The sequence below is a fragment of the Paenibacillus sp. SEL1 genome, from assembly GCF_054602535.1.
In genome coordinates, this window is record NZ_CM137723.1 from 5,250,527 (window position 1) to 5,275,688 (window position 25,162).

Annotated in this window: 22 protein-coding genes; 5 read left to right on the forward strand and 17 right to left on the reverse strand. The window is 47.6% G+C overall.

Going from position 1 to position 25,162, the window contains the following annotated elements; translation table 11 throughout:
• Positions 1-105 precede the first annotated feature (105 nt).
• The 12 genes from ACYCSE_RS24050 to ACYCSE_RS24105 all read right to left on the reverse strand — a co-directional run bounded on the left by ACYCSE_RS24050 (position 106) and on the right by ACYCSE_RS24105 (position 15,668).
• The gene (locus ACYCSE_RS24050) at positions 106-1,089 is read right to left on the reverse strand and encodes an AAA family ATPase (RefSeq protein ID WP_025718768.1); all 984 of its coding nucleotides are present in this window, start codon (positions 1,087-1,089) and stop codon (positions 106-108) included.
• Positions 1,090-1,204: 115 nt separating this feature from the next.
• Complete coding sequence (locus ACYCSE_RS24055; RefSeq protein WP_446674744.1) at positions 1,205-1,900, reverse strand: YdcF family protein; 696 nt, start codon at positions 1,898-1,900, stop codon at positions 1,205-1,207.
• Positions 1,897-2,454: a ribonuclease FAU-1 family protein gene (locus tag ACYCSE_RS24060; RefSeq protein WP_013310580.1), complete on the reverse strand. Its 558-nt coding sequence runs from the start codon at positions 2,452-2,454 to the stop codon at positions 1,897-1,899. Before ACYCSE_RS24060 ends, ACYCSE_RS24055 begins: the two co-directional genes overlap by 4 nt.
• A 165-nt stretch (positions 2,455-2,619) precedes the next feature.
• Positions 2,620-5,280: a PBP1A family penicillin-binding protein gene (locus tag ACYCSE_RS24065; RefSeq protein WP_459700317.1), complete on the reverse strand. Its 2,661-nt coding sequence runs from the start codon at positions 5,278-5,280 to the stop codon at positions 2,620-2,622.
• A 190-nt stretch (positions 5,281-5,470) separates the two neighbouring features.
• Positions 5,471-5,716, reverse strand: coding sequence for an RNA chaperone Hfq (hfq, locus tag ACYCSE_RS24070; RefSeq protein WP_023989043.1), 246 nt, complete (start codon positions 5,714-5,716; stop codon positions 5,471-5,473).
• 20 nt (positions 5,717-5,736) lie between these two features.
• Entirely contained in the window at positions 5,737-6,717 is a 981-nt protein-coding gene (miaA, locus tag ACYCSE_RS24075; RefSeq protein ID WP_069289755.1) for a tRNA (adenosine(37)-N6)-dimethylallyltransferase MiaA, read from the reverse strand.
• Positions 6,701-7,549, reverse strand: a complete 849-nt coding sequence (locus tag ACYCSE_RS24080) for a class I SAM-dependent methyltransferase (RefSeq protein WP_459700320.1) — start codon at positions 7,547-7,549, stop codon at positions 6,701-6,703. The genes miaA and ACYCSE_RS24080 overlap by 17 nt, the downstream gene beginning before the upstream one ends.
• Before the next feature lie 12 nt (positions 7,550-7,561).
• Positions 7,562-9,736: a DNA mismatch repair endonuclease MutL gene (mutL, locus tag ACYCSE_RS24085; RefSeq protein ID WP_459700322.1), complete on the reverse strand. Its 2,175-nt coding sequence runs from the start codon at positions 9,734-9,736 to the stop codon at positions 7,562-7,564.
• 64 nt (positions 9,737-9,800) lie between these two features.
• Positions 9,801-12,620, reverse strand: a complete 2,820-nt coding sequence (gene mutS / locus ACYCSE_RS24090) for a DNA mismatch repair protein MutS (protein WP_459700323.1) — start codon at positions 12,618-12,620, stop codon at positions 9,801-9,803.
• 110 nt (positions 12,621-12,730) lie between these two features.
• Entirely contained in the window at positions 12,731-13,966 is a 1,236-nt protein-coding gene (locus ACYCSE_RS24095) for a putative amidoligase domain-containing protein (protein WP_459700325.1), read from the reverse strand.
• Between the two features lie 121 nt (positions 13,967-14,087).
• Positions 14,088-14,645, reverse strand: coding sequence for an outer spore coat protein CotE (locus ACYCSE_RS24100; protein ID WP_061831597.1), 558 nt, complete (start codon positions 14,643-14,645; stop codon positions 14,088-14,090).
• 126 nt (positions 14,646-14,771) lie between these two features.
• Positions 14,772-15,668 (reverse strand): LysR family transcriptional regulator, encoded by an 897-nt coding sequence (locus ACYCSE_RS24105; RefSeq protein ID WP_069291993.1) that lies wholly within the window; start codon positions 15,666-15,668, stop codon positions 14,772-14,774.
• Between the two features lie 115 nt (positions 15,669-15,783).
• Here ACYCSE_RS24105 and ACYCSE_RS24110 point away from each other — a divergent pair, with 115 nt between their 5' ends.
• Positions 15,784-17,100, forward strand: a complete 1,317-nt coding sequence (locus tag ACYCSE_RS24110) for an amino acid permease (protein ID WP_459700328.1) — start codon at positions 15,784-15,786, stop codon at positions 17,098-17,100.
• Positions 17,101-17,121: 21 nt separating this feature from the next.
• Here the strand turns inward: ACYCSE_RS24110 and ACYCSE_RS24115 are convergent, their stop codons facing one another.
• The 5 genes from ACYCSE_RS24115 to ACYCSE_RS24135 form a co-directional block, all read right to left on the reverse strand.
• A complete protein-coding gene (locus ACYCSE_RS24115; RefSeq protein ID WP_023989050.1) occupies positions 17,122-18,078 on the reverse strand; it encodes an aromatic acid exporter family protein in 957 nt (318 codons plus the stop codon).
• Between the two features lie 153 nt (positions 18,079-18,231).
• Entirely contained in the window at positions 18,232-19,065 is an 834-nt protein-coding gene (locus tag ACYCSE_RS24120) for an ABC transporter permease (protein ID WP_459700330.1), read from the reverse strand.
• Between the two features lie 8 nt (positions 19,066-19,073).
• Complete coding sequence (locus ACYCSE_RS24125) at positions 19,074-19,886, reverse strand: ABC transporter ATP-binding protein (RefSeq protein ID WP_322171524.1); 813 nt, start codon at positions 19,884-19,886, stop codon at positions 19,074-19,076.
• Complete coding sequence (locus ACYCSE_RS24130) at positions 19,883-20,974, reverse strand: ABC transporter substrate-binding protein (protein WP_322171523.1); 1,092 nt, start codon at positions 20,972-20,974, stop codon at positions 19,883-19,885. The genes ACYCSE_RS24125 and ACYCSE_RS24130 overlap by 4 nt, the downstream gene beginning before the upstream one ends.
• Before the next feature lie 126 nt (positions 20,975-21,100).
• Complete coding sequence (locus ACYCSE_RS24135) at positions 21,101-22,618, reverse strand: carboxypeptidase M32 (RefSeq protein WP_440722650.1); 1,518 nt, start codon at positions 22,616-22,618, stop codon at positions 21,101-21,103.
• 173 nt (positions 22,619-22,791) lie between these two features.
• Here ACYCSE_RS24135 and ACYCSE_RS24140 point away from each other — a divergent pair, with 173 nt between their 5' ends.
• From ACYCSE_RS24140 to ACYCSE_RS24155, 4 genes are all read left to right on the forward strand, one after another.
• Positions 22,792-23,355: a beta-class carbonic anhydrase gene (locus ACYCSE_RS24140; protein ID WP_061831592.1), complete on the forward strand. Its 564-nt coding sequence runs from the start codon at positions 22,792-22,794 to the stop codon at positions 23,353-23,355.
• Positions 23,356-23,606: 251 nt separating this feature from the next.
• Complete coding sequence (locus ACYCSE_RS24145; protein ID WP_235309644.1) at positions 23,607-24,179, forward strand: PadR family transcriptional regulator; 573 nt, start codon at positions 23,607-23,609, stop codon at positions 24,177-24,179.
• A gap of 153 nt (positions 24,180-24,332) precedes the next feature.
• On the forward strand, positions 24,333-24,788 hold the full coding sequence (locus ACYCSE_RS24150) for a hypothetical protein (protein WP_061831590.1): 456 nt from the start codon (positions 24,333-24,335) through the stop codon (positions 24,786-24,788).
• A gap of 3 nt (positions 24,789-24,791) precedes the next feature.
• On the forward strand, positions 24,792-25,070 hold the full coding sequence (locus ACYCSE_RS24155; protein WP_013310599.1) for a YxcD family protein: 279 nt from the start codon (positions 24,792-24,794) through the stop codon (positions 25,068-25,070).
• The last annotated feature ends 92 nt before the right edge of the window (positions 25,071-25,162 follow it).

The following is a 25,162-nucleotide window of genomic DNA, read 5'->3' on the forward strand; positions in this document are numbered from 1 at the left end:
CTCCTTTATTTTCATGTCAACTCTCGAACAGAGACCGACCTGATGTTCAGGCCGGCCCCCGCTCGATGTCATACCATTCGATGTGATTCAGATTCCTATTATCGCCTATCTTTTGTCCATTTTCAAATCCTCTGGACGCAGCGTCATCAATTCCTGTTTGCCAGGTTGCCCGCTCCGGTACTGATTGAGCAACCTGACAGCTTGGTGCCGAATCGCTTTTTCAATCACGTTACGAACATATCGTGCATTACTAAATGCATGAAGACTGTCATTACGCTCGTTTAGCAAATGCTCCTTCATTTTAATTATGGACTGAGGCATGAGAATATAATCCCGCTCCTTGGCCATCATCTCGGAAATTTGGATAAGCTGATCCACAGTATAATCAGGAAAATCCAACTGGATTGGAAAGCGAGAAGGAAGACCAGGATTTGTTCGTAGAAAAAAGTCCATTTCCCCCGAGTATCCAGCGAGAATCAAAATAAATTGATTTTTTTGGTCTTCCATGGACTTTACCAAGGTATCAATCGCTTCTTTTCCAAAATCCTTTTCCCCTCCGCGTGCCAAACTGTAAGCCTCATCAATGAACAACACGCCGCCAAGAGATTTCTTTACCAGATCTCGCGTTTTTTGTGCCGTATGGCCAATATACTCACCGACCAGATCAGCCCTCTCTACCTCAATCAGATGACCTTTGCTCAGTACACCCATTTTTTGCAGCATTTTAGCGATAATGCGGGCTACTGTCGTTTTGCCTGTACCTGGATTTCCTTTGAAAATCATGTGATATACGTGTGCATTGCTCAATAATCCCGCATCCGTGCGCATATGGGCGATTTGCAAAAAGGCATATACCTCAAATACCAGGTCTTTGATGTTATCCAAGCCGACGAGATGATCGAGTTCTTTCTGAATTTCCTGATAAAGACTGAGATACTGCGGTAGCGCCTGTGACTTGGTTGAAGCCACTGCTTCCGTCTCGTCCACAGTCACCGAAGCTATCGGCTCCGGGCTACGCAGCACGACATTAATTTGTCTGGAAGGTCTCTCCTCCGACCGCTTGCCCGCGGCGATTCCCCGTCCGTTCATGCATCCATCACCTCAACATTTCTTCAGGCACAGCTTACCCTATTAATGTATTCGGTCTGGCATGTCCTTATTAGCATAAAAGCAACGGGAACGTGCACAAAGCCTTTTCTTTAATTCAGGCAACCCAAGTTTGAGCGCTGATCCACCACCGTTGCAGCGTCCATTTAGCGTATGCCAATACTTCTCTTGATTGATGAATTGGCATATTCAGCACTTTGGATTCCGTCAGAGCCATCTGAGGATGATCAAATTTCAAGAATTGAGCAATCTCCATCGCTCGAGGGCCATGATAGCTATGTGTGATGATCACGGTGGAGGTCCATCCATATTCATTCATGATGCGCTGGCTATAGAGAAGATTTTCGTAAGTACTGGTCGCATGGTTTTCCAACACAATATGCTGTACAGGGACCCCCCTATCTACTAAATAGCGTTGCATGCCCTCAGCCTCCGTATACGGAAAATCTGGTTTATCCAGTCCCCCACTTACAATTAGACGCTGTACCGTCCCGTTGCGGTATAAGCGCAATGCTTCTTCCAGCCTTTCCTTCAATCCAGGACTGGGCTCAGCCCCCCACATAGAAGCACCTAGTACGATTCCAATTTGCACTTGCTTGAGCGGAGTGGTAGAGGCGGCTGTATTCATGTCCCACACTCGGATACCTGCCCATACCAATCCAACCAAAATGAAAATCATCAAACAAAGTACAAGACGCTTGGATACCATAGATATCTTCTTAAGGCGACTCTGCCCACTTTTCAACTCAGGGCGTTTGGGCCTAGTGTCTTTAATCCACTGCAAAACTTTCACCGTTCTCTCTTGAAATCACCGTTGTGAAACCATTCTGCCCGGTGTTTCAGCGACATTTTAAAATAGGGGAACACGTGGGCATCTATCTGATGTAACACATCAGCCGCTGTACGGTTAGCCAATTCTGCCTCTTGCGTTGAGATATGCCCCCGTTGTAACGCCTCCTCCAATTCATCCTCATCCACTAGGAAGATTTCACCGTTTTTAAGCACCACAACATCCAAATACAAATCGTCAAACCATGGGACTCCTTGATCGGTCACACCCTGATTTCGGCAGGTATCAATGTACCATTCAACGATTTGCTCCCGGTTGTCAAACATAGCAGTCACCACATAGTGCTCACCTTTTGGATAATATTGTAGCCAGGAATATCCTTTATCGGCTATGCAAAACGTATGACCACCGTAACTTTTCCATAACGGCTCCTTGAGACTCAAAATTGTATACAGGGTCACATATCCTGTAAACGCGTCACTTTCTACATACCGGCAAGCAAACTTGCGATTGGTGATTCTGCGCCAGTTGGCCCGGTCTCCGAATTTGCGCTTCATAAATGATGTTCCTCTCCAACATTGGTAAAACCAGCTTACCATATTTAAACTGTACACTCAAAAAGAACCCCTTTACTAAAGCAAAAAAAGGTATTCTCAGACCGTGAAACGGTCCGAAAATACCTTTGATTTGAAGCAAATTCAACTTACATAAAGCAATACTTGCTAATCCCGATTGTGACGTCCACGATTGGAGTTCGAATGACCGTTAGAATTGCCTTCTTGAGTTCCATCCGTTGTGACTTCAGTCGTAGATGCATCCGTATTTTCTGGATTTACCATAGTATCTTCATCAGAAATACCTGCATCCGGTGTAGTAGTCTGACCATTTTCCTGATTTGTATCGTTTCCATTGCCGGAATTGCTATTATTGTTGCCTGTGCCTCCAGCACCATTCCCACTAGTATCTCCAGGAGATGTCGGAACCTGACCTGAGCCATTATTGTTGTTGATACCGCCAGGAGCTGTATTTCCCTGATCTGTACCGTTTTGTCCGTCTGTAGCCCCGCCATTATCCGGTAAGGTTCCATTCTCGTTTGGATCAGTCCCTTGTTGTGGATCAACCGGAGTAGTCTCTGCCGGAATTTCCACACGGATCGTATTAGAAGCCTCGGATTCTTTACCATCCGCTCCATAAGCCACTACATAATATTCATACGTGTTTCCAGCTATAGGAGACGTATCTTCACCACTCGTGCCCTTCATGGCCTCCATGATTGTTGCAAAGCCTGCATCAGAAGTCCCTTTGCGATACACACGGTATTGTACATTATCCCCCGTCGCCGCAGTCCAGGACAACGATACAATTTGGGTGTCCTGACTATAAGACCCGCTCAGCCCGCTTGGAGCGGTAGCCTGAACCGGCTCTTCTGGCTTCTGCTCAACTGGTGGTTCATATCCCTTCGGCTCGCTGAATTGCGTAACCGGGTGTCCCTTGAGAGCTTCACCCATGACTCTTCCGAAAAAGGCTGCCGACTGCCCACTGTAGTTTCTGAGCATATGTTTGCTGTCCGGCTTATCATAACCCATCCATACTGCTCCGGTATATTCTGGCGTATAACCGACAAACCAGATGTCCCGGTTACCACTGTTACCGCTAATTCCACTTTGGGTCGTACCCGTTTTACCAGCTACAGGCCAGTCAATACGTGCTTTGCGACCTGTGCCGCTATTGACTACATTTTGCATCATTTGTGTCATTTCATAAGCCGTTTTTTCACTCATTACAGATTTAGTATCCTCTTCATGAGTATAAACAACTTGATCATCACTGTTGTTAATTTGCTTAATAGAATAAGCTTTTTGGAATTGTCCTTTATTGGCAAAAGCGCTGTACGCCTGCGCCATTTCAAGGGTATTCGTTCCTTTGCTTAATCCACCCAATGCGATAGCAAGTGAGTGATCATTTTTGTCCATCGGAATGCCTACGCTCTCGGCAAATTGAACCCCTTTTTCCACACCGATTTGGTTCAGCAACCATACAGGCGGAATATTTTCAGACTTCGTAATGGCATCGAGCATGCTGATGGTTGATGAGTAACCATGCAAGTTTTTCGGACTGTATCCGTTAAAACTCTGGCGTTCGTTACTCAAAGGGGTATCCATCGTAAATTTACCGGATTCAAGAGCTGGCGCATAGGCTACAATCGGCTTGAAAGCCGATCCAGGCTGTCTGCGGCTCTGTGTCGCACGATTGAAGGTTCCCTTTTTATAATCTCGTCCGGGTGCCATCGCGGCAATTCCACCTGTTTGGTTGTTAATAATGACCATCGAGGCTTGAACAGGCTGATCGTCAGGACTTTTTTCGAACATGTCATCATCTGCCATCGCCTGATCCAGCGCATTTTGGGCCTGGGCATCCATTGTCGTATGAATCTTATAACCACCAATAATCAAATCATTGCCGCTAACTCCTGGCAGTGCATCCTCTGCCTCATCCATGACGTATTCCATAAAATTTTGATACTTTTGAACTTTTTCTGGTTGTTTGTAATTGTAATTTACAGCCTTGGCCTCTTCCATCTCTTGCTTTCCAATCATCCCTTGCTCAAACATCAGCTGGAGAACCACCGCACGTCGTGCCTTCGAGTTCTCCGGGTTACTGATCGGATTATACTTGGATGGCCCTTTCGGAATAGCTGCCAATGTAGCGACCTGCCACAACTTTAAGTCATTTAAATTTGTCACTCCAAAATAGCCTTCCGATGCTGCTTTAATACCGGAATACGAACGTCCAAACCAAATCCGGTTCAGATATAGCGTAATAATTTGATCTTTATTCAAATTTCGCTCCAAGGCCATTGCAATGGATACCTCAGTCGCCTTACGGAAAAAGGTTTTGTCACGTGTCAAAAACAAGTTTTTGGCCAGCTGCTGAGTCAGCGTACTGCCGCCCTCCACTGCCGAACGAGCTATAATATCCTTAACAGCCGCCCGACCGATAGACCAAATATCAACACCCTGATGCTCATAAAACCGTTTATCCTCTGTTGCCACAAAAGCTTTTTTCAGCAGATCTGGTATTTCTTCACTTTTAACAGGATCGCTTTTTTGCACAGACAACTCACCCATGAGCACACCGTTGCGGTCATAAACCTTCGATGTCTCGTTCACTGTAATTTTGTCTTTGTTGGCTTTGTAAATTTTTTCGCCATTAACCATGACAAATAAATATCCACCAAGTGCACAGAATATGGCTAAGGCCGCTGTAATAAATAGCGTCCACCCCACTCGCTTACCTGTTATTTTCTTTTTCTTGCCCTTCGGCTTCTCTTTAGATGTGTTTCTATTGCGATTGCCGGATCTGGACAATGAATCGTTTGGCATTCCCCTGACTCCCTTTCGCGAATAATCATATGATACCTAACATAAGCCTAAAGCTTGCTGTTGGCAGCATGAAAGTAAACGGAATGAAAAGAACAACCCTGATCAGGTTGCTCCCGGTCACATTCCTATACAGTTAGACGAGACGGACGCCTGAAAAGTTTCATGAACCCGGGCGACCGTCAAGCCGTAATCAGTTATCGCTAGCGTTATCCTGTTGCTGTACAAGCGATACATTGCGTTGCGGTGTAAAGGTGGAGATGGCATGCTTGTAAATCAGCTGTTGCTTTCCATCCGAGTCGATAACAATCGTAAAATTGTCAAATGCTTTAATCGTCCCTCGCACCTGAAATCCATTGATGAGGTATACCGTTACAGGTATAGAATCCTTGCGCAATTGATTCAGAAACGTATCTTGGATATTAATGGACTTGTTCATTTTAGCCGTACCCCCAATAATCATTTGGATTGTTTTGAAGTATATTCAAGGTCTGTCCGGAACTTTCCTGCTATAATTTCGTGTATTCGGGCTGCATGAGCAGAAAAATTTCCGAAATCAGTGACATCTACCCACTGGATATCCTTCATATGGCGAAACCACGAGAGCTGTCGCTTCGCAAAATGACGCGTATCCCGTTTTAGCCAAGTCACCGCCTCTTCCAAAGACACCTCTCCCCGCAGGTAGGAGGATATCTCTTTATAGCCTAGACCTTGCATGGAGATGGCATCGCTTCGCACTCCCCGTTCCATTAAGGAGGTTACCTCAGCAACAAGCCCTTGATCGAGCATCCCGTCAATTCGGTCTTCAATACGTTTATATAGCATTTGCCTATCCATTGTCAAACCTACGATGCAGAGTTGGTAGGGAGATTCCTTTTTTTGACTGGCAAGTTGAGAGCTAAGTGTCGTTCCGCTAACATGGTAAATTTCCAGTGCCCGAACGACACGACGACGATCATTAGGATGCAGACGAAGTGCACTTTCGGGATCAACCGCCTGTAGTCGCGCATGAAGCGCGTCAGCTCCAAACTGTTCGGCATAGTCAAGCTGTTCCTGACGAAAAGCTTCGTCAGCCCCCACCTCGGAAAACTGGTATTCATAGCAGACTGATTCTACATATAAACCTGTTCCGCCTACGATAAACGGTAGCTTTCCTCTAGATTGAATATCAGGTATGAGACGACGACAGTCTTCCTGAAATTGGGCTACTGAATATGGGTATTCAGGCTCATGAATATCAATTAAATGGTGCTTGATTCCTTCCATTTCCTGTTCGGAAATTTTGGCAGTTCCAACGTCCATATGACGGTATACCTGCATGGAATCCCCGGAAATAATTTCCGCGTCAAATTGTCGAGCCATCTCGATGCTTAGTTTCGTCTTGCCAACCGCAGTCGGGCCAACAAGAACAAGTAATTTAGGCTTAGGTGCCACTGTCAATATCAATCACTCCGTACACTGTTTTCGTTGTGCCCCGCTGCTCCACACGGAAGCCGAGGCGGGCAAATTCCCCGCTACCCCGTTTTTCTTTTAATACAATTGTTTTTCGTGCAATCCGTTTCGCATGAATAATACTTTCCTCACTCAACGCGTCTGGGTTAGCCAACCCTCTCAATGGACCGATTGCGCTGGAATCGAGCAATGGATCACGGAACATAGGGTCAAAGTAAATAATATCTATACTGCGATCCGGCAAACTGCGCAAATAGTCCAAATGATGACCAAAACGAACATCAATGTTGGAAAAGGCCTGATCTACTTCAGCGTTGCCGGAACGGTAATGCCTCATTCCATCCTTGATTAAAGCATAGACGGGGAAAGAACTCTCCACAGCCGTGACTTGTCCAGAGCTTCCCGTTCCAATTGAAAATAGAAGAGAATCCGTACCAAGTCCTGCGGTGCAATCCAGCACAGTATCACCCGGGACGATCCGGGCAGCCGTCAACATCGGGTCAGGTTCACCCTTTAATACCCGTTTGGCGCGAATGAAGCCCATACTCGGGTGAAAAACCATCGGTGATTGTTCTGGGCTGATCAGTCTCACTCCGCCCTGCACCAGAACCAATGCTTGGCGGACTCTGTGAGCCGCGATTAGCTTAGCTACCGATATGCCACGACGAGGGGCATACAACACCTCTAACTCGGCTGCAAGCAGCTTCGCTCGCTCCACAACCTCAGCCGAGGGGGAATCCCCTGTCGTGACCAGTAATTCGACTTTCTTCTCCCGTAGCCTCGACCGCTCTTCTTCACGGTTTTCCCGATCCTGTAACATATATATACTCCCTTACATTACTCTTTTAAACAGCTTCTCTAAATCATATGTGGAAAAGGAAACCACAATAGGTCGCCCATGAGGGCAAGTATATGGTTGTTTGCACGCTGCCAAACGCTCTAGCAGCACGCTAGCCTGTCGGTCAGTCAGCTTCTGGTTTGCCTTAATCGAAGCCCGGCAGGAGCACATGATCGAGGCTGCCTCCCGCAGCTTTGCAAGATCAATGGCTCTTTCCTCGAGCACCCATCCGGCCATTTCCTCAATAACATCCGCTTCTTCCCCTTGGGGAAGCCAGTACGGGTAAGAGCTGACACGGAAAGTTTGACCGCCAAAATGCTCCAAATACACCCCCGCCTGCTCAAACCAGTGCAGCCTTGTTTTCAACTTTTCTGTCTCGGAAGGCGTAAAATCCAGTGTAATTGGCAGTAGCAATTCCTGCGATACTGACTCGGGATTACCGAATTTTTCATAATAAAATTCATAATTGACTCGTTCATGTGCGGCATGTTGATCAATTAAATACAAGCCCTGGTCGTTCTGTGCAATCAGATATGTCCCGTGGTGCTGACCGATTAAATTCAGTTCAGGAAAAGTGGGCAACTCTGGAACTTCTCCCGACACCACTGCCAATTGCTCTACATTCAGACGTTGCTGGCGAGGCTTCTGATCCGCGAAATGACGGGAATCCGTAGCGTGTCCTACAATCGGCGGCACAGAAGATGGGTAAGCAGCAGAAGCAGCCGTTTCCTTTATCCCTTCACTGTATAAAGAAGATGTGCCTATTGCAGCATTATCTCCTTCGGGCGACTGTACAGTCGCTCCATCAGGGAGCGGCACTTCCCCTCTAACTTCACTCCCGTTGTTTTCTTCCACAAAATCTGCATCCAGTTCATCATCACTAATACTTTTACCTGAAAGGTTGTTTGCCCGTCCAATGGCTGAGAGGCTACCCCTGCTCGGACGTTGCTCACGCTCCTGGCTACCTCTGTTATTCTCTTCGTTTCTGTTCAAGTAATTGGATTGGCCCGGTACCTGGTTCTCCGGCGAGGTCACGGAAAGTGGCAGTGCTCCCCCCCGGTCTTTGCCGGAAGGAGCATCCCCTTCCGTAGCATTTCCCTTTGAGAAGTGAAACTGCTCCTGCACAAACGAGCCACTGTCCTTGCCACCGATCTCGCGCTTGACTGCCTTCGGAATCAGCACTTGCTGCCCTAAAACAGCTTTTACCGAATCCTCGACCAACTGAAACAGTTCAGCTTCTTTGCTGAACCTTACCTCCAGCTTGGCAGGATGAACGTTAACATCCACCAAAGAAGGATGCATTTCCAGTTGGATCACAGCCAGCGGAAAACGATTGATCGGCAATAAGGTATGATATGCCTTGAGCAACGCCTGATTAAGCCCGTAGCTACGCACAAAACGTCCATTCACTACCGTCGATATCGCATTCCGATTCGATCTGGTCCACTCTGGGCGGCTGATATAGCCGCTAATTCGGTAATCGAGGCTCTCTCCTTCCAGCAGCAGCATGGACTTCGCCGCAGAAGTTCCATAAATAGCGGCAATCACCTGGAGCAAATCACCATTACCCAGCGTTTGCAACAATGTATTGCCATTATGCCGCAATGTGAAGGCAACCTCAGGGTGCGAAAGCGCCATTCGGTACAATACATCCGAAATGTGTCCCAGCTCGGTCTGGATTGTTTTCATATATTTCAGCCGTGCAGGTGTATTATAGAACAGCTCCCGTACGGTAAAATCCGTCCCTTGCCTGCTAGCGGCATCCTCGTGAAGCACCAGCTTGCCGCCCTCAATCACCAATTTACGGGCACGCCCGTCATCTCCGGCTGCTGTAAGCAGCTCTACTTTCGATACAGCCGCTATACTTGGCAACGCCTCTCCCCGAAAGCCGAGACTTGTGATCTGAAACAGGTCGCGACCATGTCCAATTTTGCTTGTCGCGTGCCGATAGAATGCCGTCTCTACATCCTCAGGCTCAATGCCACTTCCATTATCCGTCACCCGGATACTTTGCAGACCGCCTTCTTCTACCCATACGTCCACCCGCGTACCGCCTGCATCAATCGCATTTTCCACCAGCTCCTTCACGACGGAGGCTGGACGTTCCACGACCTCACCGGCAGCGATCTGGTTCGCAATATGTTCATCCAGTACCCGAATTTTAGACATCCTTTTAACCTCCTCCTGACTTCAAAGTGTGATGAAAAATAGGAATAAATGTCACTTATTTTAACTACAGACCATTGGCCTTGTTTTTAAGATCATTTAATAGCTGCATTGCCTGTAAAGGAGTCATATTCATGACATCAGCATTTTTAACCTTGCGCAAAATTTGGCGCACAATCGGATTAGCCTCTACTGTCTCTGCATGGGGCTTGGAGGCGGTAAGCTCCTGCTCTCCGAAAATGGACAGCTGTACCACTTCGGTTGCTCCTTGCTCCAACCTGCTGGAATCCTCCACAGTCTGTAGAGTATCTTCTTTTACCAGGGTGGCTTGCTGCGATAAAGACTGAGTTGATGATGCAGTTTCTCCGCTTTCTCGCAATGTCTGGCCTGAATTATATTCGGTCAAAGAAGAAATACCTTCCGTCCCTGAAACTGTACGAAGATCAGTCCCTTCCTTCCCTCCTACTACTATCTCGGTACCTGCCGTTACTTGAGCTGCTGCCTGTTCAAAACCATTCAGCAGTCCATTCGCTCGCTCAATAATGTTATTGGGCAAGCCTGCAAGCCGAGCACAATAAATGCCATAGCTACTGCTAGCCGCTCCCGGTATGAGCTTGCGTAGGAAATTCACCTTGTCGCCGCTTTCCTGCACGGCCATAGAGTAATTTCGCAGCGAAGACAGGCCTTGCTCCAAATGCGCCAGCTCATGGAAATGCGTGGATACCAGCGCCTTACAGCCGATCGTGTCATGGACAAATTCGATGACTGCCTGTGCAATTGCCATCCCTTCACTAGTGGACGTACCTCGTCCCAGTTCATCAATAATGATCAAGCTTCGCGGAGTTGCCTTGTCCGTCATTACTTGGATATCTGCCATTTCGACCATAAACGTACTCTGCCCGCCGATGAGATCATCCGCCGCGCCGATCCGTGTAAAAATGCGATCCAGCATCGGCACCTTGGCACGTGCAGCTGGGACAAAGCAGCCAATTTGAGCCATAATTGCAATAAGCGCAACCTGACGCATATACGTACTTTTCCCAGCCATGTTCGGCCCGGTGATAAGTAGAATATGCGCATCGCCTTCCTCCAACACCGTGCTGTTGGCAATAAAACCGCCATCTTTCATTACGGCTTCCACCACGGGATGGCGCCCCTGCTCCACTACGAAATCATATCCTGTAGTCAGCTCAGGTTTCACGAATCCCCGTTCCGCACTAACCGATGCCAGCGACTGATACACGTCAATTTCAGCCACTTGCTCTGCCAGCTTTTGCAAACGGGGAATTTCAGCGTTCAGTTTACTGCGAAGCTCGGTAAAAAGCGTGTACTCCAGATCAACCATTTTATCCTCGGCTTCCAGAATTAGAGATTCCTTTTCCTTCAACTCCGGTGTTATATACCGTTCCGCATTCGCCAACGTCTGTTTGCGTTCATATCGCCCCTCTGGTAATGAAGCCAAATTGGATTTGGTCACCTCGATATAATAACCAAATACTTTGTTGTATCCAATTTTAAGTGACCGAATGCCGGTTGCTGCACGTTCCTTGGCCTCTAGCTCAGCGATCCAACGTTTACCGTTCACACTCGCCTCGCGCAGTTCGTCCAGACGCTGATGGTAGCCTTCCTTAATAAGACCTCCATCCCTTACGGAAATTGGCGGTTCATCCGCCACCGCTTCCTCAATCAACGCACACAGGTCTGTACAGCTATCCAGCGTTTGTGCAATCCGTCTCAGCGTCTTCGAAGGAGATTCAGCGCACAGCTCGCGTAAAGAAGGAATTTGGGCCAGCGACAGCTTGAGGGCGATCAGATCTCGTGCATTAGCACTACCAAAGGCGATCCGCCCAACTAGACGCTCCAGATCGTAAATCTCTTTAAGCTGAGCACGTACATCCTCTCGGAAAATAAACTGGTGGTATAGCTTGTCCACCGCCTCCAAGCGTTCCTCAATAAGGCTGCTGCTCAACAGCGGCTTGTCGATCCATCGACGCAACAGACGAGCACCCATGGATGTTTCTGTGCGATCCAACAGCCACAATAGCGAGCCTTTCTTGGAGCGTTCACGTACCGTCTCCACCAGTTCCAGATTTCTGCGGGTAAATGGATCCAAAATCATAAAATGGTTTGGCTCATATACCGAGATTTGGGTCAATTGGCCTAACGATCTTTTTTGTGTTTCATTCAAATAGGAAATCAAGCGCGATACGCACCGTCTGCGTTCCTCCGTAAGCCTTGCCCACGTGGCTTCCCCAAATTGATCCCGAACCAAATCATCCTTGGATTTGTCCCAGGCCGTATACACAACACGCCGTCCAACGGGGGACATACGGGATGTCACAAAATCCAGCAGATGACCATCTCCCAACATTTCGGAAGGCTCATAAATGTTAATTTCATCTAGTAGCCATTCTTTCGAATCAGGCACAGAAGTCACATACAATTCACCTGTTGACAAGTCGCACGCCGCAAGCGCCAGCATCCCGTCCGTCTCTGTGACACATACCATGTAGTTGTTGGATTTGTCACCCAGCACCTTGCCTTCCATTACCGTTCCCGGGGTAACAACGCGGACAATATCCCGCCGCACCATCCCCTTCGTAGCTGAGGCTTCCTCCATTTGCTCACAGATGGCCACCTTATAACCCTTCTCAATGAGGCGCTGTATGTAATTTTCAGCTGAATGATAAGGCACGCCGCACATCGGAATTTTTTCCGTGGCGCCACCCTCACGACCCGTAAGTGTAATTTCCAGCTCCTTGGATGCAAGAATTGCATCATCGAAAAACATCTCGTAAAAATCTCCCAGACGGAAAAACAAAAATGCATCTTTAGCCTGCTCTTTTATGGATAAATACTGCTCAATCATCGGTGTATATTTGGACATACCGTTCACTAACCCCCACACTTTGTTCCGTTTAAACTTATAATTATCTCTCATTATATCAAAAATGACAGTCGATAACATGAAACCGTTCCTGGTGTCGACACTTGATTTTACGTAAGCTTCCAATATGGGCGCAAATCCCGTGATTCATCCCACTGTTTCCCCTTGCGGAGGCTGTCCAGCAATGGCGCTACATAAGCTTCATATTGCGAGTATATTTCTAGTGAAACCATATCCAAAATAAGAGGTTCCACATACTCCTTAAGCACAGATTGATTTCCTTCGTAAAAGGCTCTGTGAGCCTCCTCCTGACCCAGCGGCCTACGTTGCAAACGCGGATATTGAGAAGCAATGAGAAACGCCATTCCAATCACACCTTTCGCCAGCTGTGGCGAAATAAGAAAACTGGGCAGTGTACGATATTCAAAGCCTCCATACGACTGACGGCGAAAATCACCCAAATTGCCATAATGCGGTCTGCGCCGGACCGCACGCTTGTCTTCCAGTAGCGCCAAAGGCAGTGCCAAATAGTTATCCAGTGCCCGGAGCAAGGCACCGTTTAGCGAAACCCCGCTAAAATGCAGATGTCCGCCCAGCGGAAAACCCGGTTGCGGCATCCCCCCCGCCTGCCAGATGAGTGTGCGGTCAGCAATGCGCCGGGCTGCGGTTGCAAAAGCTTGACGCAGATGCTTCAGCAGACGGGCCGGATCTCCACTTGGCGCAGGACGAAGCTCAGCGACTGGATACAGTGTTCGTCCTCGACGAGTAACAGCATCGCAGCCGGCTATGCCGAGACGACCCAAATATCTTGATGCCGGAACGACCCGTCCCTCTGGCATACGAACCAGCACAAATTCAGGGTCCATTCCGATGAGTAGTCGATCTCTCCCTCGTTCCGCTGAAAGATTCTCACCCTCAATATCCCCTTCGCGCGCAGCAATTTCATATAGCGTGGCCAAACGTCTATCATTCAGCCATGGCTGTGCCGAGACTTCGCGCACCTGACAGCTGCGCTCCCCCAGCGGCGTCAGTACCACCTCACCACTGTCCAAACCCAGTGTGTACAACGCACGTACAGCCAGCCGCTCCATCCGGACATAGAGCGGTGAATGTTGATCCAGCTCAGATAGATCGTGTGCGCGGACTTTGGAAGGGCCCTCGATGGCACGTCTACGAATTTCCAACACTCGCAGTTGATGGATTTGCACCGCGTAGCCTATCGCAAAATCTGCAAGGCTGCTATCCATCCACTGCACCGCTATGCCTGAACGCTCCAGTCTACGCTTTTTTTCATCATTTGACATCTGTCTGAAGCGTATGAGCGCCTGTCCCGGCTGCTGCATCATATTCCCCCCTACGGACTACGTACGGATTTCAACCCACAACAACAAAAAAGGAGGGCCTTTGCCCCCTGCGCAGAATCAGCCGGCGCAAAGAGTAAAGCGGCCCTCTTTTTGGTTACTTCTGTCAGAGCTCGTCGTCAATGAGGTCGGGGTCGAGCTCCTCATAGTCCCCCTCTTCCGCTCCAAAATCAAAGTCTTTTTCAAAATCATCGCTGCTACCATTCGGGAATACTTCTACAACAATCTTCGTTTCCGCCACCAGCTCCACCGCAAATTCCCGCTCGACCCGGATCATTACGCTGCCACCTCCAGAAGACACACTGGCCTCGACGCAACTCGGCTCCTGTGTAGCTTCGGCGGATACTTCCACTGTAGACGCCCGGTGCTTCGGATCAAGATACGAGAGCGGCACATTTTCTACGTACGACACCGTTTCCTTGGCCACATCGGTCTGCGAGTTTTTATCGTATGAGTACCAAATATTGATATCATACGTCCCGACGACCTCAATGCCGTCCCCCGCCGCCACAGCTTCATACTGGTGGTTAATAATCCATGCCCCTAAAATGCTCGTTGGATTATTCGGCGGAGTTACGGTATGGGTTACGGTAGAGAATCTGCGACCTTTACCACAGATCGCTTTGGTAATAATCTCTCTACGATTTTTATGACTTAATGCCATTCTTGAACCTCCTCCATACAATCAATCATTCCATACATATGTATGCAGGTTGTGGGCGAATGTTGAGTGAATAGGCGAAAAGGAAAAAATATTATTTGTATAAGCATATGCCGCGATGGCTTGAACTCATGCACGCCAATGTGTTACATGCTGCTCAACGATCTGTAAAAATTCACTAAGAGCCGGGGATTTCCACTTTTTCGTGTGATAAGCGACCTGAGTAGCCACCTGCTGTTCACTGTCATCCCAGGCTAAACGCGCCATTTTACCTTCTCGCAGCTCATTTTGTACCGTTACCAGCGGAAGCAGCGCTATACCCAATCCAGCCATGACACACTGCTTGATGGCTTCAATACTCCAAAATTCCAGGCTAGGGTCTGAAAAAATTCCGTGTTTATTCAAATACTGCTCAAAAAGGATACGGTACGTACATCCTGCCTCCGTATGCAAAATGGTTTCGTCCTTCAAGTCGGCAGGCTCTACCCGGCTATAGGTAACCAGCGAATGCATAAGTGGCGCTACCAAGGCCATCGGCTCGTGAATAAGCGTGGTGACATTCAATTCTCTATCCTCCGTCTCAGGCTGAAGCAAAAAAGCCAAATCCAGCTCACCGGAACGAATCAGATCACGTAATTCCCAGCATTCGCCGGGTTTAAGTACAATTTTAACCTTCGGATACCGTTCCCTGTATTCACGGATCAGACTCGGTAGACGAAAAGCGGCCAGAGACTCTGGTGCTCCTATTTTCAGCGTGCCCGCCAATTCTGTTTCTGAACGAAGTGCATCCTTAGCCATAGCATGCATCTTGGAAATTTCCTGCGCATAGGGCAGCAGACGTCGTCCGGCATCCGTCAGCATGATTTTTTTGCCAATGCGATCAAAAAGCGGCGTACCCAACTCTGTCTCTAGCGCTTGAATTTGAGCAGTGATACTCGACTGTGCATAATCCAGTATACGCGCTGCTCGCGTAAAACTGCCTGCCTCAACTACATTTAAAAAGGTAAACAAATGCCGCGATTCCATAATCCGCTCCTTCAATCGGTTTTTCCGATGCAAGCAATCGTTATATTCCGTTTTTCCGATAGATTGATTATCTGATAAGCTGAAGAAAATAACAAGAGAAAGAAGGCTTTTCTGCATGACAAATGAAAATAAACTTCAATCCACCATTGGTCTTCCACAGGCCATTGCACTCTATATCGGAGCTGTACTGGGTTCGGGGATATTGATTGTGCCTGGTCTTGCTGCCCAAATGGCGGGGCCGGCATCGCTGCTGGCATGGGGTTTTATGACCCTGCTCATCCTGCCAATGGCACTTTCCATGGGGCTTCTATCTGCCAAATTCCCGAATGCGGGAGGGGTATCGCACTTTGTCACGTTGGCCTTTTCCCCACGTGCCGGTGCTTATATCGGGTGGTTTTTTCTCATGTCGGTTCCAATCGGAGCACCTGTTGCCGCACTCACTGGAGCCGGCTATATGACCGCAGCCATGGGCTGGGGAGAGGAAAGCCGCATAATGTTAGCCGTTGCTATGCTGGCGGTGGGCCTGATCATCAACTGGATCGGCATGAAGGTCGCGGGACGTATTCAGATCGCAGTCGTCATAGCTATCGTTGCCGTCCTTATATTCGCCATTGCCGCAGCACTTCCTCAGATGAAAACAGTCCATTTCACCCCGTTTGTTCCACATGGCTGGCTCTCCATCGGTCAAGCGGCCGCGATTTTGTTTTGGTGCTTTATCGGTTGGGAGGCCGTGTCCCATATGTCAGAGGAATTCACCAATCCCCAGCGGGCGGCCGTTAGAGGTGTGACCATTGCAGCCGTCATTGTCGGTTTACTTTATTTCTTAACTGCGCTGGCTACTGTGGGCACACAAAGTTACCTTGCAGGGGATTCGGATGCTTCGCTCGTATGGGTGATTAGTCGAGCTATCGGGCCATGGGGCGCGATAATTGCAGGCTTGACGGGTATCTTTATTTGTACCGCTACTATTATTGCTTATGTTGGTGCCGCTTCACGTGTCGCTTATGCTTTATCCCGGCAAGGACAGGCCTTTCGCTGGATGGGTAGGTTATCCCAACGTTTCCATACCCCTATCGGAGGCATTGCTTTTCTTAGCGTCTGCTTCGTGATCATTATGGTGTTGTACGGTAGTGGCGCTGTTTCACTCACTAACCTGATCCAGTTCCCGAACGCCACCTTTATTCTGACCTATCTAGGAGGTTGTGCAGCAGGAATTAAGCTTCTGCGTGGTAGTCGCTGGGGCGTTTCCATTAGTTGGATATCGTTCATCTCTACGGCGATCGTTTTCCCTTTTGTCGGATGGGCTATGCTGTACCCTTGCCTGATCACCGCTGTCTTATGGATCACAGACCGAATTCGGTACAAACGGACTTTGAGTCAATCGGCTTCTACCATTACTGAACAAGAAAAGGCTACTATCCGTCATGGATAGTAGCCGCTCAAGGCCTTTACTCTAATTTTTTACTGGAGTAGGGGCCTTGTCCTTTTTCGCAATTTTCAAATACTGATGAAGCTCATGTGTAAGCTGCAATAATGCCGAGCGAATCTCAAATTCCTCCCGGGTTGCGGGAAGCTCCATGGCTTTAAATTCTTCACGAACCTGCTCTAGCAGCTTCTCGGTCTGTCCCGTATAATGTCCAGCCAAAACGTCATTGCTAAGCTGGTCGAACAGCTCGGCCAGAAGCTTGGCCTGCGGCATATGCTGGTACATTTGTGCGATCAACTGCATCATATTTTGGATCGAATCCAGCTGTTCTTTTCGCATATAAAAATACACATTCCAGCCCTCTTGGGGACGAAGCATCTGATTTTCCAAGGAACGCCCCGCCTCAGTAACCCCTTTGGCTATCACGCTGTTCGCTTCAATAACTTCCTTGCCATCCCATATGTATGCTGGACTACGCAGCGTATTGGCCATATTTCTGAATATAACAGAAAATGTCCGATCCACCTCCTGCCGAATTTGTTGCATTGTATTATCAGAACCCGGCATATAGGCTAAATTGACAATCATCGCGGAACCCAGTCCAATCACTAGCAGAGCTAGCTGGGTCAGCAGTACCTCCATATCAATCACGCCGCCGCTGAATACGCGAAAAACTACGACCGAACCGGTGACGATCCCTTCTTTAAACCCCACCCGTACAATGACTGGAAACGCCGTTAAAATATATAATGCCAGTACCCAATCATGGAACCCGAATACCACAAACAAAACACAAGCAAAAAGAAGCCCCACGACGGATGCAAAAAATCTCGCCGAAATGGTACGGAGACTTCTCTTGCGTGTGACATCCACCCCCAAAATCGCTAAAAGCCCTGCTGAGGTGGCTCCATGAATGCCAAAACCCTCCGCAATAAGTACGGCCATTAATGCGGCAATAGCCGTTTTAATCGTACGAAAGCCCATGAAAAATTTCTGTCCTCTCTAGATGAAATCTGTTTCAGCATTTTGCATAATTCGAAATTTATGCATAATGCTCATTTTCATAAATTTTAAGTATTTTCATTTTTCATGGTACTTTATTTTCACGCTTTACACAAATGTTCAGAAATTTTATTATTACCGATGAGGACGACCCGAAAGCAGACGATGCTCCACATACACAACCGCCTGATACATCAGTGTAGCTACGACAGCAATGATCAACAGACTGGACATAACCAGCGTGAAATTGAACACCTGAAAACCATAGATAATCAAATAGCCTAAGCCGTTTTTAGCCACCAGAAATTCACCAACAATCACACCAACCCATGCCATACCGACATTCACTTTCAGCGTAGAGACGATTGCAGGAAAGGATGCAGGTAAAATCACCTTTTGAAACGTATCACGGCGTGATCCGCCAAACGTGCGAACCACTTTGATCAGATTCGAATCGACTTCCTGAAAGCTGTTGTATACGACTAGTGTCGTAATGATGACCGTAATGGAGAGGGTTGTCATTAGGATAGCAGTAAATCCCGCCCCAAACATGACGATAAAAATTGGACCTAGCGCCACCTTAGGCATACTGTTGAACACGACCATATAGGGATCAAGCACCCTCGACAAAAACGGTGACCACCAAATAAGTACAGCCAGCAACGTACCTAACAGTGTACCGAGTAAAAACCCCGCCATCGTCTCTCCCACGGTGACACCTACATGTCCCCATAATTCACCACTGACCGCATCCTTACCGATCTGGGTAAAAATTTTGCTCGGATAGCTGAACAGTAGTACATCAATCCACTTCAAACGGCCTGCAATTTCCCATAGCACAAACAAAAGCAGTAAAATAGCTGTCTGCACACCTGTCACTAACCATTGTTGCGAACGCCTGCTGCGTAAATACGCCTGATGTAGTCCTTGAATCCAACGTTGCTCAAGCTGATCCGCTTCGTCCTTCATACGTTAACTCACTCCTTTGCTCCCGAAGCCTCCAGTTCACCCCATATTTCATGAAAAAGCTCATTAAAACCCGGCTGCTCGCGTGCATAAAAAGGCTGAGCTTCTCGGATGCAATCCGGAATCTCGAAGGTACGTCGGATATGACCCGGATTTCGACCCATCACTATAATCCGGTCACTGACCGCAATGGCCTCAGCCAAATCATGTGTGACTAAAATAGCCGTCTTCCTCCGCTCGCGCAAGGTTTCCGCAATCAGATCCTCCAGCTGTAGCTTGGTTTGATAATCCAGCGCGGAGAACGGCTCATCCAGCAGCAGCAGTCCCGGATTGGTCGCCAGCGTCCGTACCAGCGCCACGCGCTGGCGCATTCCCCCAGACAACTGGGATGGATGCAGATGCTCCTTCCCTCCCAGACCCATGCCTTCCAGTAACAGCCGTGTCCGCTCACGCGCAGCTTCATCTACTCTTTTGCCTAGTTCCAGACCCAACAATGCGTTATCCATTATCGTCCGCCACGGGAACAGATAATCCTGCTGCAACATGTAACCGACCTCTGGACTCGGACCACTTACCGGCTGACCTTGCAACATAACTTGGCCTGCCGCTGGACGCAGTAGCCCCGCGATCATGGACAGGATCGTCGTTTTGCCGCAGCCGCTTGGACCAACCAAGCTGACAAATTCCCCTGTCTCTACGGAAAAATCAATATTCTCAACCGCCAGCGAAGCTTCACGATCCGTTACATAGACATGCGTCACTTGCTCCAGTCTCACCATCGGGATGGTCGCGTCCAAAGTTAGGCCACTCCGTTCCTCCATCATGACGAACCTCCGGCACCGACGCCTGCATGCGTAGATTCAGTTGTGCTCTTTTTCACAGACGGTTCAGTATTCCCGGTAGAGCTTGACGAAATCGCTTGTTGTGCAAAGCTTGGGTTCACTAGCTTATCTAGTGCAACCGGACTTTTAAGCTCCCCTGCCGAGGTCATGACATCCTGTAAGTTCTTCCATTCCTTTTCCTCAATCATCGGGTTCAAAGCATAGGTACTCTGTTCCTTATATCGCTTGATACTACTCGTTAAAACAGCTAAATCTGTATCTTTAAAATAGGGCGTGATTGCTTCGGCAATCTGTGCAGGTGAATGCGTAGCAATCCACTGTTGTGCCCGATATACAGCATTTGTGAATTTCTGTGCAGCCTCGCTATTTGTGTTCAGGTAGCTTTGCTTAGCCATATATACTGTATACGGCAACTCGCCGCTCTCCACACCGATAGAGGCAACAACCCGCCCACGACCTTCCTTTTCAAAAATAGATGCCTGCGGTTCAAACAGCTGCACATAATCCCCTGTACCGGAGCCGAAAGCAGAGGCAACATTAGCAAAATCAATATTTTGAATCAGCTTCAGATCCTTGTGAGGATCAATGCCGTGTTTGCGAAGCGTAAATTCAAGTGACATTTGCGGCATTCCACCCTTGCGTTGCCCCAAAAAATTTTGTCCTCTCAGCTTTTCCCATTCAAAGCTATTCTGCGTTTGACGGGCAAACAAAAAGGTTCCATCCGTCTGTGTCAGTTGGGCAAAATTAATGATAGGGTCCTCTGCTCCTTGCTGATACACATAAATAGATGTTTCCGCGCCGATGAGCGCGATATCCGCCTGATTGGACAACAACGCCGTCATTGCCTTGTCACCCCCGGGAATCGTTGCCAGCTGGACATCCAGTCCCTCCTGAGCAAACATACCCTGGCTCAAGGCTACATACTGCGGCGCATAAAAGACCGTACGGGCTACCTCGCCTAATCTGATCTCAATCGTCTGCTCCCCTCCTTTGGGGGTGCACCCACTGAGCAACAGTAATCCGAGTAGTGCCGCAGCCACCACAGCTTTGAAACGAGCGCCGTTTTTCATCCTTATTCCCTCCCCACCTTTTTACATCGGTTGACTTCATATATTGTTATGCCATTGTCGATATATTGGTTAATTGCAAAAAAAAAACCCACGTTCGCCCGGGAACGCGGGGTAGATCTATATGATTTACAGCTTGTATATGGAGGTATATTTCTCTTCCAGATAGTCGGCGAGATAATCCGGGTTCAGATCCTCTCCTGTAATGGCTACAATCAACTCGGACGGCGTCCGACTCTTGCCGTAACGGTAAATACGTTCGGTCAGCCATTGCTTGATCGGCTCAAGCTCTCCAGCAGCAATTAATTCATCCAGATTTGGCAACTCTTTGCGTAATGTCGCCAAAATTTGCGCTGCATACATATTGCCAAGTGAGTAGGAAGCAAAATAACCAAAATCACCGCCGGACCAGTGAACGTCTTGAAGTACGCCCAGTCCGTCATTCGGTGGAACAAGCCCCAAGTATTCCTTATATTTCGCATTCCACACCTCGGGGAGACGCTTCACATCCAGCTTTTCATTAAACAGCATTTTTTCAATTTCATAACGGATAATGATATGTAAATTATATGTTAGCTCATCCGCTTCAATACGAATCAGTGAATTTTCCACACGGTTGACTGCCCGGTAGAATTGCTCTGCCGTAACCTTTGCCAAACGATCAGGAAAATGCTTTTGCAAATCATCGTAATACCGATCCCAGAAAGCACGACTGCGTCCGATTTTATTCTCCCACAAGCGGGACTGGGATTCATGAATCCCCATAGAGGTTCCTCCAGACAGTAGTGATCCTGCCAGCTCTGGAGCAATATTTTGTTCGTACAGCGCATGACCTCCTTCATGCAACGAACTGAAAATAGCACTGGCTACATCATCTTGCAGATAATGAGTTGTTATACGCACATCACCTGGATTTAATCCTGTTGCGAAAGGATGTACACTCTCATCCAAACGACCTGCGTCAAAGTCATACCCCATCTGTCCTAAAATGAATAGGCTGAACTTCTCCTGCTGCTTCACATCAAATACACCATCTAAAAAGCTCTTATCCGGCTGGTTCGATGAAGCCTGAATTTTAGACAATAGGGGCACAAGGCGCTTTTTGAGACGATCAAACACAGCATCCAGCTTTTCAACCGTCATCCCCGGCTCATATTGATCCAAAAGCGTGTCATACTCTGTATCCTTAACACCCCAGTAGCCGATAAACTCACGCTTCATGTCTACGATTTTAGACAAGTACGGTTCAAATCCGGCAAAATCGCTATGTTCCTTTGCGTCCTCCCACTTGCTCTCTGCCTGTGCTGCAAGAATGCTATAATCGCGGTATCGGTCTGCCGGAACCGAACGATTCAGTTCATAATTTTTACGGCATTCCTCCACCAATCTGCGATCATTGTCCTCCAGTTGCTTCAGCTTGTCTTCTACGGCAAAAAATTGCAGCAATTGTCCCATTTCATCCGAGATCATCAGCTTGAACATTTCAGTGGACAGCATACCCAACGTCTCCGACCGAATATCAACGCCCTTGCGCGGAGCGCCAGTCCGTAAATCCCAGTGCAGCAGACCTACTGCTTCGCCATAACTACTAATTTTGTGTGCAAGCTCCTTTAAAGCCGTCAATTGATCCAACGTCTGTTGCGTCATATTTGAGGTCACCTCTTTAACTTAAAATGGTTAAAACTTTACAATACCTATACTTGATGATACTTATATTAAAAAGTATAATCAACACACAACATGTACGACCAGCTCCTAAGACCTAAAACAAACGTTGGACTGTACATATCAAACTTTATTAGAATCTGGAGGGAACAATCGTGGATCACATCAAAGAAATTTTAGAGTACAATCGTGTTTTCGTAGAAAACAAAGAATACGAGGCCTATAGAACGGGCAAGTTCCCCAATAAAAAAATGGTCATTATCACCTGTATGGATACACGGCTAACGGAATTACTCCCAAAAGCTATGAACCTGCGCAACGGTGATGTGAAAATCATCAAAAATGCGGGTGCGATTATTTCACAGCCCTTTGGAAGCGTAATGCGCAGTGTGCTAGTCGCCTTGTATGAGCTGGGAGCAGACGAAGTCGTCGTCGTAGGCCATTATGAATGCGGTATGGCTGCATTAAATGCAGACCACATGGTCAATGAAATGCTCGATCGCGGAATTTCTCAGGAAGTGCTGAACACATTAGAAAATTCAGGCATTAAGCTAAATAAATGGTTAAAAGGATTTGATAACATTGAAGAAGGGGTAAGAACTACCGTGAAGCTTATTAAGAATCACCCGCTTCTCCCCCCTAATGCCCCCGTTCACGGCATGGTTATTCATCCAGATACAGGAGCGTTAACGCTTGTCGTTGACGGGAATGAACAGTAAACAGGATACGCTTCGGCAGAAAGTTACCAGGGTAGTTTAAGCTCGTACATATGAGCCTAAACTACCCTTTTTTATGAAAAAAAGCGCATATACGTGGAGAATGACAGGAGCCAATTTTGGCTAACCTGTGAACGACCTGCCTGAAAGTTGTCAAACCATACAGTTTCAGTGTACACTTTTCATGAAGCAGCAGAATACCTGCCGCAGTGCTGTTACAACCGTTACTATGATGGATGAAGGAGATAAGATCTATGAATTTACTATCGTATGGTCTGTTGGGGCTTCTCGCAAGAGAGGAATCCTCCGGCTATGATCTGATGTTGCGTATTCAGCCTTTTTGGCAGGCTAAGCACAGTCAGATCTATCCGCTACTGGCCCGTATGGAGAGCAAGGAACTGCTAGCCTCTCGTTGGATCCAGCAGTCCGACAAGCCTGATAAGAAAATGTATACCATTACCGACAAGGGAATCCATATGCTTCAGCAATGGTCCCAGGAAGCGTTAGCTGCTCCGGTTACACGGGATGAATTAAGTCTTCGACTGTTCTGTCTTTGGTTGACGGACAAAAGTAGTGCCAATCGTATGCTGGAGGAACGCAAACGTCATTTTATTCAGAAAATCCAGCATCTTGAGGATATTCTGAACGACATTCCCGCAGAGAATTTACATTTTGGCAGTAAGACCTTTGGTGACTATATTTTAGTACAAAAAGGACTTTTGAATGCTAAAGCAGGTCTGGAATGGTGCCAAATGGTTCTGCGTATGCTGCTTGCCGGTGATGTCAGTACGGATACTAATCCGTTTTTACTTAAGCCGCAAAGCTGAATGCTTTTACCAATCCATGCATAGGATTTATGGGACGTTATTATTTAATTTTTAAAAATTAAAATTCTTTGAAACCCTTTTCCATGCCATTCGTATTACTGATTAGCGGTTGTTTGACCTATAAAAAAAATTTACTAAGGGGGATATATTTACATGAAAAAAACATTTACTTTGAAAAATATGATGATGCTGATGATGGCTTTTACCCTACTCATTGCTATGATCGCACCATCTACAGCTGATGCAAGGCGAGGCGGCGGGTTTAAATCCGGGCCTAAATCATACCAATCTACACCAAGCAAGGCAAATGACAGCAGTGGCGTCAATAAGTCAGATAGCGGAACCAAGTCAGGAGCAACTGCTGGGAATACAAACAGAACTGGTGGATTCCTTGGCGGTGGCGGCGGATTCCTGAAAGGTATGATGCTGGGCGGTTTGGCAGGTATGCTCTTCGGCGGATTGTTCGGCAACATGGGCGCATTGGGTAGCTTGCTTGGCCTTGCCGTTAATGTTCTCGCCATTTACGTCCTGATCATGGCCGGAGTAGGTATCTACCGTGCTATTAAAAATCGTCGCAGACCCGATGATTCCCGCGGAGGACGTTACTAAGCTATGATTTTGAGTATGGATGAGATTGTCAACGCTATTTGCTTGCATATGGCTGAACGCAAAGGTGTCCAGCCCACTGATGTAACAGTAGAATTAAGCTGGGAAGAGGATACAGGTTATTCCGCAGAAGTCCATGTACAGGGCCGTAGTCAATATCTGGTGGAAGCCAACATGATTGAAGCAATTCTAAGATACCTGTATTCCGAATACAATATTCGTGCCTATCGCGAACAAATCAGATTGGATCTGGATGAAGAAATTACTGCTATTGTCCAAACTTGATTATTTCGCATAAGAAGAACCGACCTTTGCTTGATGGCAAGGGTCGGTTTTTTTGCTCGTTTTCTAATAGATCATTAAGGTTGCTATAGCAT